The sequence below is a fragment of the Pseudomonas sp. FYR_2 genome (genome assembly GCF_043106425.1).
In the GTDB taxonomy this organism is placed as follows: domain Bacteria; phylum Pseudomonadota; class Gammaproteobacteria; order Pseudomonadales; family Pseudomonadaceae; genus Aquipseudomonas; species Aquipseudomonas monteilii.
Window position 1 is genome coordinate 170,573 of sequence record NZ_JBICMM010000012.1, and the last position, 18,386, is coordinate 188,958.

Annotated in this window: 17 protein-coding genes; 7 read left to right on the forward strand and 10 right to left on the reverse strand. The window is 63.3% G+C overall.

The features are described 5' to 3' along the window. Window positions 1-47: 47 nt before the first annotated feature. From aroK to pilM, 5 genes are read right to left on the reverse strand one after another with little or no spacing between them, the layout of a single operon-like run. Window positions 48-566 carry a shikimate kinase AroK gene (aroK, locus tag ACF8R4_RS02655; RefSeq protein WP_028698445.1) on the reverse strand — a complete coding sequence of 173 codons (519 nt, stop codon included), beginning with the start codon at window positions 564-566 and terminating at the stop codon, window positions 48-50. Window positions 567-570: 4 nt separating this feature from the next. Next, a complete protein-coding gene (locus tag ACF8R4_RS02660; protein ID WP_082426354.1) occupies window positions 571-1,839 on the reverse strand; it encodes a type IV pilus secretin PilQ in 1,269 nt (422 codons plus the stop codon). Then, complete coding sequence (locus ACF8R4_RS02665) at window positions 1,763-2,764, reverse strand: pilus assembly protein PilP (RefSeq protein WP_060498096.1); 1,002 nt, start codon at window positions 2,762-2,764, stop codon at window positions 1,763-1,765. The genes ACF8R4_RS02660 and ACF8R4_RS02665 overlap by 77 nt, the downstream gene beginning before the upstream one ends. Window positions 2,765-2,775: 11 nt before the next feature. Next, on the reverse strand, window positions 2,776-3,312 hold the full coding sequence (locus tag ACF8R4_RS02670; protein ID WP_060498051.1) for a PilN domain-containing protein: 537 nt from the start codon (window positions 3,310-3,312) through the stop codon (window positions 2,776-2,778). Beyond that, a complete protein-coding gene (gene pilM / locus ACF8R4_RS02675) occupies window positions 3,309-4,190 on the reverse strand; it encodes a type IV pilus biogenesis protein PilM (RefSeq protein WP_104833799.1) in 882 nt (293 codons plus the stop codon). Before pilM ends, ACF8R4_RS02670 begins: the two co-directional genes overlap by 4 nt. 191 nt (window positions 4,191-4,381) lie before the next feature. On the opposite strand from pilM, the gene ACF8R4_RS02680 reads away from it, so the two are divergent. Next, a complete protein-coding gene (locus tag ACF8R4_RS02680) occupies window positions 4,382-6,835 on the forward strand; it encodes a penicillin-binding protein 1A (RefSeq protein ID WP_060498053.1) in 2,454 nt (817 codons plus the stop codon). Window positions 6,836-6,984: 149 nt separating this feature from the next. On the opposite strand, the gene ACF8R4_RS02685 is transcribed toward ACF8R4_RS02680, so the two are convergent. The 3 genes from ACF8R4_RS02685 to rpmE all read right to left on the reverse strand — a co-directional run bounded on the left by ACF8R4_RS02685 (window position 6,985) and on the right by rpmE (window position 9,471). After that, entirely contained in the window at window positions 6,985-8,253 is a 1,269-nt protein-coding gene (locus tag ACF8R4_RS02685; protein WP_392491638.1) for a malic enzyme-like NAD(P)-binding protein, read from the reverse strand. Between the two features lie 178 nt (window positions 8,254-8,431). Beyond that, entirely contained in the window at window positions 8,432-9,253 is an 822-nt protein-coding gene (locus ACF8R4_RS02690) for a thermonuclease family protein (RefSeq protein ID WP_060498055.1), read from the reverse strand. 2 nt (window positions 9,254-9,255) lie between these two features. After that, window positions 9,256-9,471 (reverse strand): 50S ribosomal protein L31, encoded by a 216-nt coding sequence (gene rpmE, locus ACF8R4_RS02695; RefSeq protein ID WP_012274639.1) that lies wholly within the window; start codon window positions 9,469-9,471, stop codon window positions 9,256-9,258. Between the two features lie 167 nt (window positions 9,472-9,638). Here rpmE and ACF8R4_RS02700 point away from each other — a divergent pair, with 167 nt between their 5' ends. From ACF8R4_RS02700 to ACF8R4_RS02710, 3 genes are all read left to right on the forward strand, one after another. Continuing rightward, complete coding sequence (locus ACF8R4_RS02700) at window positions 9,639-11,858, forward strand: primosomal protein N' (protein ID WP_060498056.1); 2,220 nt, start codon at window positions 9,639-9,641, stop codon at window positions 11,856-11,858. A gap of 119 nt (window positions 11,859-11,977) precedes the next feature. Beyond that, window positions 11,978-13,714: an arginine--tRNA ligase gene (gene argS, locus ACF8R4_RS02705; RefSeq protein ID WP_016712503.1), complete on the forward strand. Its 1,737-nt coding sequence runs from the start codon at window positions 11,978-11,980 to the stop codon at window positions 13,712-13,714. A 1-nt stretch (window position 13,715) separates the two neighbouring features. After that, window positions 13,716-14,414: an SPOR domain-containing protein gene (locus ACF8R4_RS02710; RefSeq protein ID WP_016712504.1), complete on the forward strand. Its 699-nt coding sequence runs from the start codon at window positions 13,716-13,718 to the stop codon at window positions 14,412-14,414. A gap of 84 nt (window positions 14,415-14,498) precedes the next feature. Here the strand turns inward: ACF8R4_RS02710 and ACF8R4_RS02715 are convergent, their stop codons facing one another. Then, on the reverse strand, window positions 14,499-14,915 hold the full coding sequence (locus ACF8R4_RS02715) for an NINE protein (RefSeq protein WP_016712505.1): 417 nt from the start codon (window positions 14,913-14,915) through the stop codon (window positions 14,499-14,501). A 166-nt stretch (window positions 14,916-15,081) separates the two neighbouring features. Here ACF8R4_RS02715 and ACF8R4_RS02720 point away from each other — a divergent pair, with 166 nt between their 5' ends. Then, window positions 15,082-15,708, forward strand: a complete 627-nt coding sequence (locus tag ACF8R4_RS02720; RefSeq protein ID WP_060498059.1) for a C40 family peptidase — start codon at window positions 15,082-15,084, stop codon at window positions 15,706-15,708. 65 nt (window positions 15,709-15,773) lie between these two features. On the opposite strand, the gene ACF8R4_RS02725 is transcribed toward ACF8R4_RS02720, so the two are convergent. Continuing rightward, window positions 15,774-16,772 carry a type IV pilus twitching motility protein PilT gene (locus tag ACF8R4_RS02725; protein ID WP_060498060.1) on the reverse strand — a complete coding sequence of 333 codons (999 nt, stop codon included), beginning with the start codon at window positions 16,770-16,772 and terminating at the stop codon, window positions 15,774-15,776. Window positions 16,773-16,837: 65 nt separating this feature from the next. Here ACF8R4_RS02725 and ACF8R4_RS02730 point away from each other — a divergent pair, with 65 nt between their 5' ends. Then, window positions 16,838-17,524 (forward strand): YggS family pyridoxal phosphate-dependent enzyme, encoded by a 687-nt coding sequence (locus ACF8R4_RS02730; RefSeq protein WP_060498061.1) that lies wholly within the window; start codon window positions 16,838-16,840, stop codon window positions 17,522-17,524. A gap of 38 nt (window positions 17,525-17,562) precedes the next feature. Then, a complete protein-coding gene (gene proC, locus ACF8R4_RS02735) occupies window positions 17,563-18,381 on the forward strand; it encodes a pyrroline-5-carboxylate reductase (protein ID WP_060498062.1) in 819 nt (272 codons plus the stop codon). Window positions 18,382-18,386: the final 5 nt, after the last annotated feature.

Sequence of the window (18,386 nt, forward strand, 5' to 3'; positions counted from 1 at the left end):
TAACGTTGAACCTCGCCTCGGCGCTGGTGGCCGAGAATAGTCCCGGGTTAACGGGGCGGCAACTGCTGCAAGCGCTCGAGAATGTCGATCACCACCATGCGCGGCGGCCGCTCGTCGGTTTCCACCACCAGGTCGGCGATCTCGCGGTAGAGCGGGTCACGCGCTTCCAGCAGGGCGCGCAAGGTCGCCTCGGGGTTGGCGGTGCGCAGCAGCGGGCGATTGCGGTCGCGCGCGGTACGGCCAACCTGCTGCTCCACCGAGGCGTGCAGGTAGATCACCCGACCACCCTGGTGCAATGCCTGGCGGTTGGCTTCGCGCATCACCGCGCCGCCGCCGGTGGCCAGGACCACGCCGTCAAGCGCGCACAGTTCGGCGATCATCGCTTGCTCGCGATCACGAAAACCCGGCTCGCCTTCCTTGTCGAAAATCCACGGGATATTGGCGCCGCACCGCAGTTCGATTTCCTTGTCGGAATCCTTGAACAGCAGGCGCAGCTCTTTGGCCAAAAGGCGTCCAATGGTGCTTTTACCAGCGCCCATGGGCCCCACAAGTATCAAATTTCGCACAGAATCAACGACTCACAGCAATCGCCTGGTCACTCATGATACGCGGAGTCAGGAAGACCAGCAGCTCGGATTTTTTCTCTTGTAATGCATCGCGTCGAAACAGCCGCCCAACATACGGCAGATCGCCGAAAAATGGCACCTTGTCGACCACATTGTTTTGCGAAGTCGAGTACACGCCACCAATCACGATCGTTTCACCGTCGGCCACGCGAACCTTGGCATTGACCTCGTTCTTGCGAATCGGCGGCACGTTGTTCAAGGCATTGACGTAATCCGGCTCGTCCTTGGTCACCCTGACGGTCATGATCACCTTATTGTCCGGGGTGATCTGCGGAGTCACCTCCAGCGACAGCGAGGCTTCGCGAAACGACACCGAGGTGGCGCCACTCTGACTGGTCTCCTGGTAAGGCACCTCGGTGCCTTTGAGGATCCTGGCCGTTTCCTTGTCGGCCGTTACCACTTTGGGCTGCGAAATGATCTCGCCGTTGCCGCTTTTTTCCATGGCGCTGAGCTCCAGGTCGAGCAACACGTCGCCACGCAGCAGGCCCAGACCGAGACTACTGCCCGCGCGCTCCACACCAAGATCGACAAACAGCTCCTGGCCCGGCCGCAGGTTTTCGCTATACAGCGGCCCGCCCCAGCGCACCCCCAGGCTTTTCTCGTAATCGACGTTGGCTTCAACGATACGCGCCTCGATCGCCACCTGGCGCACCGGCACGTCCAGTTGAGCAACCAGCTGCCGCAGTTCCGCCAGGCGGTCGGCGGGCTGGTACGCCACCAGTGTGTTGGTGCGCTCGTCGACTGCCAGGCTGCCTCTGGCAGTGAGGGTGCCGTCATCCGCCAGGCTGGTCAGCAATAGCTCAACCAACTCGGCGGCTTTGGCATGATGGATCGGTATCAGCTCACGGCGCAGCGGCTGCACCTGCGCATCCGGCTCCAGCCCCACGGGGGCATCGAACGGCTGCGCGGCAAACGCTGCCGCAGGTGCCACCAGCAGTACATTACCCTCCTGCCGCCGGGCCAGCCCCTTGCTTCGCAACACCAGGTCGAGTGCCTGATCCCAAGGTACATCCTGTAAACGCAAGGTGACGTTGCCTTGTACGTCGTCACCCGCAACCAGGTTGACGCCCGCATAATCAGCCAGTACCTGCAGCACCGAGCGCACTTCCACATCCTGGAAGTTCAACGACAGGGGCTCACCCTGGTAAGGCATCGCCGACGCCAGCGGGATCGGCAGCAGGGCTGCCAACACCCATTTCATCAACATTTTCATTCTGGTCCAGGGCCTCCTTGCCCAGGCGCTTTGCAAGGGTGATAAACGCTGTGCGCTCGTGCCACACCCCCGCCATGAATAGCCGTTCGCGTACCTCGACCTGGCCTTGGTCGACCCGCTCCACCACACCGTGGTTACGCCCTAAACGCTCGCCTTCCCGAACCCTATAGAGCCTGCCAGCCGCCATCAGCAGCGCCTCGTGCGACATCCCGCGCGACAGGCTGCCGACCATTTCCAGTTGCGCCAACGGCACACTGCCCAGCCCAAAGCCGGCCATTCGTCTCGCTGCTGGCGTGAAGGGGTCAACCACAGGTTCTGGTGTGGCGGCCCTGGCCGAGGTGCGTGCAAACGCCTCGGGTGCCGGCACCGGTGCGGCTGCCTCGAAGGCCTCTACACGCAGTTGCAGGCGCAAAAGCCTTGGCTGCCCCTCGACAATAGAAAGGTTGATGTCGCCACTGCGCAGCAGGCGCGCCTGGCCCAGCCAGTCGTGCAGCCATTGACGCAAGGCCGTGTAAGGCCCCATCACCTGCACCTGCAGGGGTGTTTTACGGTAGCCTGCCTGCTGCTCGCTTTCATGCACATCGAACCGCTCGACCAGGAGGCCGTGCGCATGCCCCGACGAAGCCAGGCTGCCGAGCAAGTCGCTCATGTCCTCCCCGCTGGCCAGGTGCCAGTGAGCCTCCAGCAACGCTTGCTCGGCAACAATCAGCGCTGCCCGCAGTTGCTCCAGCTCGACCCGCTTCGCCGTGCTGGCTGACTGCTGTTCATCTAATAAGGCTTGCCTGGACGCCTCCTGTCCCTGTTGCTGGAGCGCTGCTGGCAGGCGCAACGCGCAACCCAGACCGAACACCAGCACAGCGACCATGGCTGGCGCCAGGCACCTGATACGCCTGGAGTGCTCGGCGACCGCCAGCCAGGCAAAGATCGGCGCCACATTCACGACCAGAACGCCGAAACGCGCGCAGCCAACAGAAACTCATCGCCACCCGGCACGCTCCTGATGCGCTTGAGTTCCAGGTCGAGCAGAACACGCGAATGTTCCAGGTCGCGCATGAACTGCGCAACCACGGCGCCGGAGGTAGCCAGCCCGGCCAGCTGCAAATGGCCGTTTTCCAGGCTGAGGTCAAGAAGCTGCACGCCCATCGGCAGCGCCCCTTCGAGGTCAGTGAACACATCACCCAGAATGCCCTGCTGAGTGCGCAAACGCTCAAGCGCAGCCAAACGCTCCAGCAGCGCCTGATGCTGTGCACGCACATCATCCAACGGCCGCAATTGCTCGGCCAGGCGATCGAGCGCGGCCTGTTGCCGGGTGTTGGACAGCGCCTGTTGCTGCCCGCGCTGACGGGCCAACTGGTCGACCAGCATCACCGCGCACAGCGCCAGAATGGCGCCAGCGACCAACCGGGAGCGAAAACGCCGAAGCGTGGCCTGGCGCTGCCGCTCACGCCAAGGCAGCAGGTTCAGTCGCATCATGGCCGCAATCCTCCATAAGCGAGGGCGCAAGCCAGCAGCATCGACCCGTCGACATGCTCAAGCCCAGCCCGGCCAGGCAAATGCCGGCACGTCGTTTTCAGTTGACGGCCCAGGCTTTGCAGCCAGTCAGGATCCAGCGAACAACTGCTGGTTATCCACAGGCCCGCAGGCAAATGCTCATCGGCAAGCAGCCTATGCAGCGCCTCCGACAGCGGCCCCATCCCCTTCTGCCCCTGCGTTTGCAATTCACGCCGCTGGCTGGGCCGACCGGGATGCCAGTCATACAGAACTGCACCATGTGCCTCTACACGCAGTAATGCTGAGCCTTCGAAGCACCCCTGAGGCAACATGCGGCACAGGGCGATGTTATCGACCTCGACGGCTTCCAGCTGCAACCCTGCCTCGTCGACGATAGCCTCCAGTGACACCAACGCACTTTGCCGGCATGCGGCCACCATCACCTCGGCGCATCCCGGTTGCACGCGAGACGCCCCCAACACCTGAAAATCCAGGGCCAGGTCCTCCAGCGGAAACGGAAACAGTCGCTCGGCATCGGCCAGCAACTGCGCCTCCAGCTCTACACCAGCCTGCTCCATCGGCAGATGGCACAGCTTGCAGATCACCTGGTTGGCGGGTAACGCCAACGCTACCCGTCGTTGCCTGAGACCACTGCGCCGGTAGGCACGACGCAAGGCTGCCACCACCGCAGCGGGCTCCGTAGTCCAATCATTGCCCGCCGCTGACTCGAACGGTTCCTGAGCCGAGGCAAGCACCCGACAACGCCGGCTGCGCTGCTGAAGCTGCACAACCCGGACAGCGTCCGGGGCAATTTCTACCCCCACCAGTGAACCGGCATCCTTGCCGAAGCGTCCTAACATCGCGGCTTCCTTGCTGCGTGTCGCAGCGATCTGTCGCAACCCCGCGGTAACACTGGGCCAGGGCTGCTCATCGGGGCAACGGGCAGCCTGGCCGGTAACCCGGAGAGGCGAAAAAATGCTTATAATGCCCAGCGTTTTCTGGTCCGCCGGACCTGCGTGCAATCCACTCTCAACCTGGACACCGAAAAGCCTTGATACGTCTGCTGAAGTTCTTCTGGTGGTCTTCCGTCGCAGTCATCTGCGCGCTCGTACTCGGTGTGAGCGGTGCGTTTCTGTATCTTAGCCCCAGCCTGCCCTCGGTCGAGTCGCTCAGAAGCATCCAGTTGCAGATCCCCCTCCGGGTGTACAGCAGCGATGGCAAGCTGATTGCCGAGTTTGGCGAAATGCGCCGCTCGCCGATCCGCTTCGCGGAAATTCCGCCACAGTTCATTCAGGCACTTCTGTCAGCCGAGGATGACAATTTCCTCAACCACTACGGTGTCGACCCCAGCAGCCTGATGCGCGCGGCGACCCAGCTGGTAAAAACCGGGCATATCCAGACCGGCGGCAGCACCATCACCATGCAGGTGGCGAAAAACTTCTTCCTCACCAGCGAACGCAGCTTCTCGCGCAAGACCAACGAGATCCTGCTGGCCCTGCAGATCGAGCGCGAGCTGACCAAGGACGAGATCCTCGAGCTGTACGTGAACAAGATCTACCTGGGCAACCGCGCCTACGGCATCGACGCTGCCGCGCAGGTGTATTACGGCAAGTCGATCCGCGACGTGAGCCTGGCGCAGATGGCCATGATCGCTGGCCTGCCCAAAGCACCGTCACGCTTCAATCCACTGGCCAACCCGGTGCGCGCCAAGGAGCGCCGCGACTGGATCCTTGGCCGCATGTACAAGCTGGGCAAGATCGACGAAGCCAGCTACCAGGCTGCCCTGGCCGAGCCGCTCAATGCGAGCTATCACGTACCGACGCCTGAGGTGAATGCCCCCTACATCGCTGAAATGGCCCGCGCGGAGATGGTCGGCCGTTACGGCAGCGACGCCTACACCGAAGGCTTCCGCGTCACCACCACGGTGCCCAGCGACATGCAGGAAATGGCCAACAAGGCCATCCTCAACGGCCTCTCCGACTACGACGAGCGCCACGGTTACCGCGGCCCCGAAGCCCGCTTCCCGGGCCGCACCCAGGCAGCCTGGCTACAGGAACTGGGCAAGCAGCGCATTCTTGGGGGCCTGGAGCCGGCCATCGTCACCCATGTCGAGAAAACCGGCCTAAAGGTGCTGACCCGCGACGGCCAGCAAGCCGAGGTTGCCTGGGACACCATGAAGTGGGCGCGTCCGTTCATAAACAGCAACGCCCAGGGCCGTACACCGCAGTCGCCGGCCGACGTGGCCCAGGTCGGCGACCTCGTGCGCCTGCAGCGGCTGGACGATGGCAAGCTCAAGTTCAGCCAGGTGCCTGGCGCACAAAGCGCCCTGGTCACCCTCGACCCTTACAACGGCGCCATTCGTGCGCTGGTTGGCGGCTTCTCATTCGAGCAGAGCAACTACAACCGCGCCATGCAGGCCAAGCGCCAACCGGGTTCGAGCTTCAAGCCATTCATCTACAGTGCCGCACTGGACAGCGGCTACACGGCAGCCACCCTGGTCAACGATGCGCCGATCGTGTTCGTCGACGAGTCGGTGGATAAAGTGTGGCGGCCGAAGAACGATACCAACACCTTCCTCGGCCCGATCCGCATGCGCGAAGCGCTGTACAAGTCGCGTAACCTGGTGTCGATCCGCTTGCTGCAGGCCATGGGTGTAGACCGCACCATCGACTACATTGCCAAGTTCGGTTTCAACAAGCAGGACCTGCCACGCAACCTGTCGCTGGCCCTGGGCACCGCCACCCTGACCCCGATGGAAATCGCCACCGGCTGGAGCACATTCGCCAACGGCGGCTACAAGATCACCCCGTACCTGATCGACCGCATCGAAAGCCGCAGCGGCGAAACGCTGTTCACCGCCAACCCGGCCCGCGTACCGCAGGGTGCCGAGGACCAGGCAGGCCTGGCCGCACCCGAACAGCCGATCAGCACCGCCGCCATGCCAGGTGAGGCGCCACCGGCCTTCAGCCAGGTTGCGAATGCACCACAAGCACCTGCGGTGGCCGAACAAATCATCGACGGGCGCACCACCTACATCCTCACCAGCATGCTGCAGGACGTGATCAAGCGCGGCACCGGCCGCCGGGCGCTGGCACTGGGCCGCACCGACCTGGCGGGCAAGACAGGCACCACCAACGAATCCAAGGACGCCTGGTTCTCCGGCTACAACGCCGATTACGTGACCACCGTGTGGGTCGGTTTCGACCAGCCGGAAACCCTCGGCCGTCGCGAATACGGCGGTACGGCGGCCTTGCCGATCTGGATGAGCTTCATGGGCGCGGCACTGAAGGACAAGCCGAATCACGCACCGGCAGAACCGGAAGGCATCCTTAGCCTGCGGGTCGACCCGGTCAGTGGCCGCGCTGCCTCGCCGAGTACGCCGAATGCGTACTTCGAGCTGTTCAAGGCCGAAGATTCGCCACCGTCGGTGGATGAGCTGGGCAATGGCGCAGCACCGGGCAGCCCGCTGCCAGCCGATGAAGCGGCGCCGATGGATCTGTTCTGAGGCTGGGTGCCTGACTCAGGTTTTGCGTGGGCGCGTAAATCGAGCGCCGCGCGGGCGGCGCTCGATCCTCCAGGCGCTCCAAATGTCCCGGCCAATAAAAAGCCCCGGCTCATACGAGCCGGGGCTTTTTCATGTCGCTACAGCGGCAATCAGCCGTTGAACACGTCATCCACGCTGGTCAGCGGGTAGTGCTTCGGATACGGCAGGGTAGCGACGCCGGATTCGATGGCGGCCTTGGCCACAGCGTCGGAAACGACGGTGATCAGACGTGCATCCAGCGGCTTCGGAATGATGTACTCACGGCCGAACTCCAGGCCTTCGACGCCGTAGGCTTCGCACACTTCCTTCGGCACTGGCAGCTTGGCCAGGTCTTTCAGGGCGATAGCGGCAGCGATCTTCATTTCTTCGTTGATGCGCTTGGCGCGAACGTCCAGAGCGCCACGGAAGATGAACGGGAAGCCCAGCACGTTGTTGACCTGGTTCGGGTAGTCGGAACGCCCGGTGGCCATGATCACGTCTTTACGGGTGGCGTGCGCCAGCTCTGGCGAGATTTCCGGGTCCGGGTTCGAGCAAGCGAACACGATCGGGTTGGCCGCCATCGACTTCAGGCCTTCCGGGCTCAGCAGGTTCGGGCCGGACAGGCCTACGAACACGTCTGCACCGTTCAGGGCATCAGCCAGGGTGCGCTTGTCGGTAGCGTGGGCGAACTGCGCCTTGTACTGGTTCAGGTCGTCACGGCCAGCGTGAATCACGCCGCTGCGGTCGATCATGTAGATGTTCTCGACCTTGGCACCCATGCTCACCAGCAGCTTCATGCAGGAGATAGCGGCTGCACCAGCACCCAGGCAGACGATCTTGGCGTCTTCCAGCTTCTTGCCGGCGATTTCCAGGGCGTTGATCATGCCGGCTGCGGTCACGATGGCGGTACCGTGCTGGTCATCGTGGAATACCGGAATGTCGCACTGTTCGATCAGGGTGCGCTCGATCTCGAAGCACTCAGGCGCCTTGATGTCTTCGAGGTTGATGCCACCGAAGGTGATCGAAATACGGCGAACGGTGTCGATGAACGCTTGCGGGCTTTCCGATTCGACTTCGATGTCGAACACGTCGATACCGGCGAAACGCTTGAACAGAACACCCTTGCCTTCCATGACCGGCTTGGAAGCCAGTGGGCCGAGGTCGCCCAGACCGAGGATGGCGGTGCCATCGGAAATCACCGCAACCAGGTTGCCTTTGCCGGTGTATTTGTAAGCCAGCTCTGGATCACGGCCGATTTCACGCACGGGCTCTGCAACACCTGGGCTGTAGGCCAGGGCGAGGTCACGGGCGGTGGCAGTGGGCTTGGAGAGCTCGACGCTCAGTTTCCCCGGACGAGGTTGAGCGTGGTATTCGAGAGCGGCGGTTTTCAGGTCTGACATGGTGGGCATTCCGCTATTTACTGTTCTGACGGACCGCCGAGGATACGCAAAGAGCCGGGGAGTCACAAGACTGGTCGGTCACTTGTGTCAAGGCCTTTAGCCTACGACTTTACGCTATAACCCACGGGGGCATACGGCTCACAGTGTGTACAATCCAATAGCGAAATGTCTACATCTTTTAGCCTGAAATACGTTCCAACATGCTCGGATCGGTCAATGGCAACACCCAGCGTCGCTGCCCGGGCTTCAGGCCGCCCTTGCGGGAACGATCAAGCACCCAGCCACGCGCCTCGACCTGGCGTCCCTTGAGGTTATCGAAGAAGCTGGGGGGGAAGTTGCGTTGCAGACGAGCGGGAACCTGCAGCACCACGGCGTCGTCCAGCGTCAGCCAGACACCGCCACGGTTGCGTTCGATACCCTCGATGCGGCCACTAACCACAGCAAAACCCGCCTGTCTGACCTCCCCTGCCGGCACCACGGGCGAACGGCGCCACAAGCCGCTGCCTGCCTTGCGTGCCGCTTGCTCGGCAAGTTGCTGGCAACCGCTGAGACGTACATTCGGGGCAACTGCCACGCGGTAGCCCAAACCCTCACTCAGCAACTGTGCTTCCAGATTGTCGCCATTGCGACCGTAGATATGCGCCAGTGTGCGGCCATATTTGTCTTTGGCCTCAACGCCGGGCACCAACCCGACACGCCCATCACTGGCCTTGACCAGCGCCTGCAAGCGTCGCTTCGCGGCCTCGGCATAAGGCTCGCTGGTGCGCCCGTTGCGGCCAATTTCCGGGGCGTTGATGCCAATCAGGCGTACACTGCGGCCATCGGCCAGGCGCACGGTATCGCCATCCACCACCTGGCGCACCAGCACCTGCTGTGGCTGCTGCGGCAGCGGGCAGAATGCCATGGCGGGAAAGGCCCAGATGACGCCCATAAAAAAAGCGCCCACAAGGGGCGCCTTTTTTTGCAGCATTGCGAAACCTGAGGGGTTCGCCATGCGCATGATTACTTCTTGGTACCGAACATACCGAAGCGATCGGCGAACTTCTGTACGCGGCCGCCGGTGTCCAGGACTTTCTGCTTACCGGTGTAGAACGGGTGGCACAGGTTGCAAACGTCGATCGACAGGACATTGCCCAGGGTCGAACGGGTTTCGAACTTGTTGCCGCAGCTGCAGGTGACTGCAACTACTTCGTAGTTCGGGTGGATACCTTCTTTCATGGTCACTTCCTCGAGCTGCGTGCCGCCACCCAACACCAATTGTTGAATACCGCACGTAATTAGGCGGCGAATAATACCAGAGCACAGCGTCAGTGCAAGATGTCGCTTGCACCGACCGTCGTCTGCTAGGCTCGCCAATTCTTGTAACGCCCTCCGAGACTTTTTGCGTGTCCGACGTCATCCTGCGCCTTGCCCTGCCCTCCCCGCTGCGCCGCCTGTTCGACTACAAGGCGCCGGCGAGCATGGCGCGCCAGGCCTTGACCCCGGGCATGCGCATCCGCGTGCCCTTTGGCCGCCGCGAAATGATCGGTGTGCTGGTGGAGGTATGCGCACAGAGCGAAGTGCCTGCCGACAAGCTGAAACCGGCCAGCGCCCTGCTCGACCCGGTGTCCCCCATCCCGGCGTCGCTGTTCAAGCTGTGCCTGTGGACCGCCCAGTACTACCAGCACAGCCTGGGCGACACCCTGAGCTGGGCCTTGCCCACGCTGCTGCGCCAGGGCGAACCCGCCGAAATGCGCCAGGAGCGCTTCTGGCACATTGCCCCCGGCGCACGCCTGGAAGACCCTCGCATTGCCCGCGCGCCGCGCCAGCGCGACGCCCTCAAGACCCTGGCCCAGCACCCGCATGGCGTAGCCCACACCCTGCTGGCCAAGCTCAACCTGAACAAGGACAGCCTCGACCTGCTACTGGCCAAGGAACTGGTACAGGTCGAGGTCCGTCGCCACTTGCCGGCACTGCGCCACGAACACTGGCTGGCACAACCGGAACTGCCGCTCAACGAAGAACAACGCGATGCCTTCGACGCCGTACGCGAGGGTTTTGGCGGCTTCGGCGCGTTCCTGCTGGCCGGCGTCACCGGCAGCGGCAAGACCGAGGTCTACCTGCAACTGATCCGCGAAACCCTGGAAGCCGGCAAGCAGGCGCTGGTACTGATCCCCGAAATCAACCTCGGCCCGCAAACCCTGGCGCGCTTCGAACAACGCTTCAACGCCCGCATCGCGCTGCTGCATTCGGCGGTGAACGACCGCGAACGCCTGGACGCCTGGCTGGCGGCGCGTGACGGCGAGGCCGACATCATCATCGGCACTCGCTCGGCGCTGTTCACGCCAATGAAAAACCCCGGCCTGATCATCATCGACGAGGAACACGACGGTTCCTATAAACAGCAGGAGGGCCTGCGCTACCACGCCCGCGACCTGGCACTGGTGCGTGCCCACCAGGAAAACATCCCGATCCTGCTCGGCTCCGCCACGCCGTCGCTGGAAACGCTGCACAACGCCCTGACCGGCCGCTACCGCCTGCTGCGCATGAACCAGCGCGCCGGCGGCGCACGCCCGCCACGCATGCTGCGCCTGGACGTGAAGAGCCTGCCGCTGGACAGCGGTATCAGCGGCCCGTTGCAACAAGCCATCCGCCAGACCCTGGAAGCCGGCCAGCAAGTGCTGGTGTTCCTCAACCGCCGCGGCTTCGCCCCGACCCTGCTGTGCCACGATTGCGGCTGGCTGTCCGAATGCCCACGTTGCGACGCGCGCATGACCGTGCATCAACGCTCCGGCGTACTGCGCTGCCACCACTGCGGTTATGACGAGCGCCTGCCGCACCAGTGCCCGCAATGCAACCACGTGGACCTGCGCCCGGTCGGCGCTGGCACCGAGCGCGCCGAAGAACGCCTGAAGGTGCTGTTCCCGGACTACCCGATACTGCGGGTGGACCGCGACAGCACGGCGCGCAAGGACGCCATGCACAACCTGTTCAGTACCATCCAGCGTGGCCAGCCGAGCATCCTTGTGGGCACGCAGATGCTTGCCAAGGGTCACCATTTCCCACGGGTTACCCTGGTGGCCATCCTCGACGCCGATGGCGGGCTGTTCTCGGGTGATTTCCGCGCCAGCGAACGCATGGCGCAGTTGATCGTGCAGGTGGCCGGGCGTGCCGGGCGTGCCGAGGAGCCTGGCAAGGTCATCATTCAGACCCACTTGGCCGACCACCCGCTGCTGGTGCAGCTTACCGAACAGGGCTACTTCGCCTTTGCCGAACAGGCCCTGGACGAGCGCCGCGCCGCCGGTTTGCCACCTTATTCTCATTTGGCGCTGTTGCGTGCCGAAGCGCACAAGCCGGGGCAGGCCGAAGGCTTCCTCGATGAAGCCTGCGCCGCGGCCGAACGCCTGGTGGCCGAACAACGCCTGCCGGGTATCGAACTGCTAGGCCCAGTACCGGCGCCCATGGAGCGCCGCGCCGGGCGCTTCCGTGCGCAACTGTTGATACAGGCCAATACCCGGGCGCCATTGCATCGACTGATCAGCGCCTGGTTGCTAGTGTTGGAGCAGATGCCGAGCGGGCGCCAGGTGCGCTGGTCACTGGATGTCGACCCGGTCGATCTGTACTGACGTCCGGGCTGCTTTGCAGCCCCAAAGGTTGGCAACCCGCTCCCAGCCACGGATAATGCCCAGTTTTTCCACCTGCGCATCCAGGCGCTCACCGCGCTTGCGGTCGAAAAGAGATCCCCATGAAAGACACCATTCGCCAGCTGATCCAGCAAGCCCTCACCCAACTCGTCACCGACGGTGTGCTGCCTGAAGGGCTGTCGCCGGCGATTCAGGTGGAAAACGCCCGGGACAAGACCCACGGCGATTTCGCCAGCAACATCGCCATGATGCTGGCCAAGCAGGCGGGCATGAAGCCGCGTGACCTGGCCGAAAAGCTGATCAATGCCCTGCCGGCCAGCGCCGACATCAGCAAGGTCGAGATTGCCGGCCCTGGTTTCCTCAACTTCTTCCAGAACACCGACGCCCTGGCCAACCGCCTGGACGCTGCCCTGGCCGACGCCCACCTGGGCGTGCGCAAGGCCGGCCCGAGCGAGAAAGTCGTCATCGACATGTCGGCGCCGAACCTGGCGAAAGAGATGCACGTCGGCCACCTGCGTTCGACCATCATCGGTGATAGCGTGGCTCGCGTACTGGAATTCCTGGGTGACAACGTCATTCGCCAGAACCACGTCGGCGACTGGGGTACCCAGTTCGGCATGCTGATGGCCTACCTGCAGGAAAACCCGATCACCAGCGACGAGCTGTCGGACCTGGAAAACTTCTACCGCGCCGCCAAGAAGCGCTTTGACGAGTCGGAAGAGTTCGCCACCCGCGCCCGCGGCCTGGTGGTCAAGCTGCAGGCCGGCGACCCGGACTGCCTGGCCCTGTGGACGCGCTTCAAGGACATCTCGCTGTCGCACTGCCAGAAGACCTACGAGCTGCTCAACGTCAAGCTGACCATGGCCGACGTGATGGGCGAAAGCGCCTACAACGACGACCTGGCCAACGTGGTGGCCGACCTCAAGGCCAAAGGCCTGCTGGTCGAAGACCAGGGCGCCCAGTGCGTGTTCCTCGAAGAGTTCAAGAACAGCGAAGGCGAGCCACTGCCGGTCATCGTGCAGAAGGCCGACGGCGGCTACCTCTATGCCACCACCGACCTGGCCGCCGTGCGCTACCGTAGCAACGTGCTCAAGGCCGACCGCGCCCTGTACTTCGTCGACCAGCGCCAGGCCCTGCACTTCAACCAGGTGTTCGAAGTGGCACGCCGTGCAGGCTTTGTCGGCCACCCGATGCAGATGGAACACATGGGCTTCGGCACCATGAACGGCGCCGACGGCCGCCCGTTCAAGACCCGTGACGGCGGCACCGTGAAGCTGATCGACCTGCTTACCGAGGCCAAGGAACGCGCCTATGCGCTGGTCAAGGAAAAGAACCCTAGCCTGGCCGACGAAGACCTGCGCCACATCGGTGAAGTGGTAGGCATCGGCGCGGTGAAATACGCTGACCTGTCCAAGCACCGCACCAGCGACTACAGCTTCAACTTCGAGCTGATGCTCAACTTCGAAGGCAACACCGCCCCTTACCTGCTGTACGCCTACACCCGCGTGGCTGGCGTGTTCCGCAAGCTGGGCAAGGGCTTTGACGAAGTCGACGGCAACATCGTGCTGCAGGCTGCCCACGAGCAGGACCTGGCCGCACGCCTGGCGCAGTTTGGCGAAATCCTCAACAACGTCGCTGACAAGGGCACGCCGCACGTACTGTGCAGCTACCTGTACGACCTGGCCGGCCTGTTCTCCAGCTTCTACGAGAACTGCCCGATCCTCGCTGCGGACACCCCAGAGCAGCAGCAAAGCCGCCTACGCCTGGCCGCCCTGACCGGCCGCACCCTCAAACAAGGTCTGGAACTGCTCGGCCTGGAAACCCTGGAGCGCATGTAAGTTGGCTGCCAAGAAAAAACCCGCACCCAAGCGCGGTGCCAGCCGCCAGACGGCGCCGGCCAAACAGCCGATCCCCGGCTGGGTATGGCTGGCCGTCGGCCTGACCGTAGGCGCATTCATCGTGTTCCTGATGAAGCTCGAACCTGGTAGCGAAGACATCAAGCGCGCCAAGCCCGAGCAGCAAAAACCTGAGAAAGTGGCCGAAGCGAGCAAGGCAGCGCAGCCCTCCCCGCAGCAGCCGGTGAAGCCGAAATACGACTTCTACACCCTGCTGCCGGAGTCCGAGGTGATCGTGCCGCCAGAGGCCGTGCCGGAGAAAACGCCACCGGTGCCGGCCCAGCCGGTCACCCCGGTGACGCCAGCAGAAGCGGCGAAAATCGACACCGCACGGGCCCAAGCGGCCCTGCTCGGCCAGACCCCGCCGCCAGCACCACCGGTGATCAAGCCCGCGGCCACCACCCAGTACTTCCTGCAGGCCGGCTCGTTCCGCAAGCAGGCCGATGCCGACAAAGTGCGCGCGCAGATCATCCTGCTGGGCCAGTCAGTGAAGGTGGAGTCGGGTACGGTCAAGGACGAAACCTGGTACCGCGTGCTGGTGGGCCCGTTCAGCAACCGCGAGCAGCTGACCGGGGCGCAAAAGCAATTGTCCGGGGCAGGGTTCAGCAACCTGTTGCTGCAGCAGCGACAAACCCGCCAGTAACAAAAAAGGCCTTGCCGCTTCTATGCGACAAGGCCTTTTTTGTGGGCGCTACCGGCCGCTTCGCGGGTTCCCCCGCGAAGCCTTTCAACGCAACGCATTCCTCTCGGAAACCTGGCTGTTCAACGTCCAGAAGTCATATAGCACCCCCACCAGGAACAGCCCGCCGGTAAAGAAGTAGATGATCGCGGTGATCCACTTGCCCTGATACAGCCGGTGCAGGCCAAACACCCCGAGGAAGGTCAGCAGGATCCAGGCGATGTTGTAGTCGATACGCCCGGACTGGAACCTCAGATCGGCTTCACGGTCCATGGACGGGATCAAAAACAGGTCGATCAACCAGCCAATGCCTAACAGCCCGAAGGTGAAGAACCAGATCGTCCCGGTAATCGGCTTGCCGTAGTAGAAGCGATGTGAGCCGGTGAAGCCGAAAATCCACAGCAGGTAGCCGATGGTCTTGCTGTGGGTGTCGTGGTAGGGCACGCCCTGTTGATAACTGTTCATTCATAGCCCTCGTGGGTTATCTGAAAATTTTCTAAAAAAAAATGTGACTTTCTCGTCGCAGGCCGACGTACGGCAGCCGGGCAATCGACCAACGGATCAAAGATTGATCGAAAAGCTGTTATAAAGTTGCGCGCCCAACACATAACTATTCATAAGAGCTTCATCTATGCCGCCTTTATTCAAGACATGGCTGACCCTCTGTCTATTATTGCCCCTGGCCGCCCACGCCACCAATCGTGAGCAACGTCTTCCCAATGGTTTCACCGGCTACACCAGCAATGCCTCGGTGAGACATGCGCCAACCAAGCAGGCCACCCTGCGCGCGCGCCCGAGCAACGCTGCCAGCAGTCGCGGTGCGCCTGTTGCTGCCATGTCGCCGAAGCAGAGCAGCGATGTGCTCAGCCGTGCGGTGAATGTGCTCGGCACCCCTTACGTTTGGGGTGGCAGCAGCCCGAAAAAAGGCTTCGACTGCAGTGGCCTGGTCAAATACGCCTTCAACGATGTTGCCGACGTCGACCTGCCGCGTACCTCCAATGCCATGGCCCAAGGCCACGGCGTGAAGGTGGCCAAGGGTGACCTGAAGCCTGGTGACCTGATCTTCTTCAACATCAAGAGCCGCCGGGTGAATCATGTTGCCATCTACCTGGGCAACGACCGCTTCATCCATGCGCCACGGCGTGGCAAGCGGGTGAGCATCGACACCCTGAGCAAGCCTTACTGGCAGAAGCACTATGTCGTGGCCAAGCGGGTGCTGCCGAAAGAACAGCAGCAGTTGAGCCTGGCCAAGCGCTGAGCTGATCGGCGCTTTCCTGCGCCGGCCTCTTCGCGGGCAAGCCCGCTAAAGGGCCGGTGCGGGCCCTATAGATCTTTGAACAGCCCCTTCTCTCTCAGCTCCCGCATTGCCCCCTCCATCGTCCGCATCCCTTCTGCACCACCCGCCTGCATCACCGAACACAATTGCGCCATCCGCCCCTCACGCACCAGGTTACGCACCGCTGTCGTCGCCACCAACACTTCCCGCGCCGCCACCCGCCCGCCACCTACGCGCCTGACCAGTACCTGCGCCACCACCAGGCGCAACGACTCGGCCAGCATCGCGCGCACCAACGGCTTTTCTTCGGCGGCAAACACCTCCACCAACCGATCGATGCTGTTTACGGCCGAACGCGTATGCACCGTCGCCAGCACCAGATGCCCGGTCTCTGCCGCGCGCAAAGCCAGGCGAACGGTCTCTAGGTCGCGCAATTCGCCAATCATGATCACATCCGGGTCCTGACGCAGGGCACTGCGTAGCCCCTGGGCGAAGCCGCCGCTGTGGCGACCGATCTCACGCTGATTGACCAAGCTGCGCTGGCTGCTGTGGATAACTTCCACCGGGTCTTCAAGGGTAATGATATGTAGCGCCCGCTCGCGGTTCAGTTGGTCGAGCAACGTCGCCAGGGTGCTGGACTTGCCGCTGCCGGTCGGCCCACCCACCAGGATCAAGCCATCACGGCAGTGCGCAACAGCTTGATACACATCCTCCAGGCCCAGTTCATCCAGCGTGGCGATCCGCCCGGGGATCAGCCGAAAGGTTGCCCCAGGGCCATTCAGCTGGCGAAACACGTTCAGCCGAAAGCGGCCGAGCGCGGGCAACGCCAGCGCCAGGTCCAATTCATCACCCTCGGCCCATTGCCGTCTTTGCTGCTCTGCCAACAAGGGCGCCATGCCCTCGGCCAGGTCAGCCGCCACCAGCGGCGGCAAGTTCATGCGCTGCAATTCACCGTCCAGGCGCAGCATCGGTATCTGGCCCGCCGCGAGGTGCAGGTCCGAAGCCCCCGCCTCCACGGCACGGGCCAACAGGTCGGTCACATCCATGAGACTCCCCAAAGGCCTTCAAGTAGGTAGAATGCCGCAAACCCTACAGCTGCCGGCATCCATCCATGTCCACCCTAGCAGACAACCTTTCCGCGATTTCCGCCCGTATCGCCAGCGCTGCCCAGGCAGCCGGGCGTGATCCGGCCAGCGTCCAGTTGCTGGCTGTGAGCAAGACCAAGCCCGCCAGCGCCATCCGCGAGGTCCATGCTGCCGGCGTGCGTCACTTCGGGGAAAATTACCTACAGGAAGCGCTGACAAAGCAGCAGGCGCTCAGCGACTTGCCCTTGATCTGGCACTTCATCGGCCCCATTCAGTCGAACAAGACCAAAGCCATTGCCGAGCATTTCGACTGGGTGCATTCCGTGGACCGCCTGAAAATCGCCCAACGCCTGTCCGAGCAGCGCCCTGCCGGGCTGGCGCCACTGAACATCTGCCTGCAGGTGAACGTCAGCGGCGAAGACAGCAAGTCCGGCTGCGCCCCCGCCGACCTGCCGGCCCTGGCCAAGGCCGTGGCCGCGCTGCCCAACCTGCGCCTGCGCGGGCTGATGGCAATCCCCGAACCCACTGATGATCGCGCCGCCCAGGAGGCCGCCTTCGCCAGCCTGCGCACGCTGCAAGAAGGCCTGGGCCTTGGCCTGGATACCTTGTCGATGGGCATGAGCCACGACCTGGAAGCGGCGATTGCTCAGAGTGCGACCTGGGTGCGTATCGGTACCGCCCTGTTCGGTGCACGCGACTACGGCAACACCTGATTCCATGCTTCACTCACTCTTTTCCACAAGGACCTGACATGAGCAAGACTCGCATTGCCTTTATCGGCGCCGGCAACATGGCCGCCAGCCTGATCGGTGGTCTGCGTGCCCAGGGCCTGGACGCCTCGCAGATCCGCGCCAGCGACCCGGGCGCCGAGACCCGCAGCCGCGTCCAGGCCGAGCACGGCATCGAAACCTTCGAGAACAACGCCCAGGCCATCGACGGTGCCGACGTCATCGTGCTGGCGGTCAAGCCGCAGGTCATGAAAGCCGTGTGCCAGGCCCTGCAACCCAACCTGCAGGATGGCCAGCTGATCGTGTCCATCGCCGCCGGCATCACCTGCGCCAGCTTGCAAAGCTGGGTGGGCGCTCGCCCGGTCGTGCGTTGCATGCCCAACACCCCGGCGCTGCTGCGTCAGGGCGTGAGCGGCCTGTACGCCACCGCTGAAGTGTCCGGCGAACAGCGCCAGCAGGCCGAACAACTGCTGTCGGCCGTGGGCACTGCACTGTGGCTGGAGCAGGAGCAGCAACTGGATGCCGTGACGGCCGTGTCCGGCAGTGGCCCGGCGTACTTCTTCCTGCTGATCGAAGCCATGACAGCGGCAGGCGAAAAACTCGGCCTGCCACGCGAAACCGCCTCGCAGCTGACCTTGCAGACGGCCCTGGGCGCTGCGCGCATGGCGGTTGCCAGCGATGTCGATGCCGCCGAACTGCGCCGCCGCGTCACCTCGCCCGCCGGCACCACGGAAGCGGCGATCAAGTCGTTCCAGGCCAGCGGTTTCGAAGCCATCGTCGAGCAGGCACTGCAGGCTGCGGCCACGCGCTCTGCCGAGCTGGCCGAACAACTGGGCAAATAAGGAGC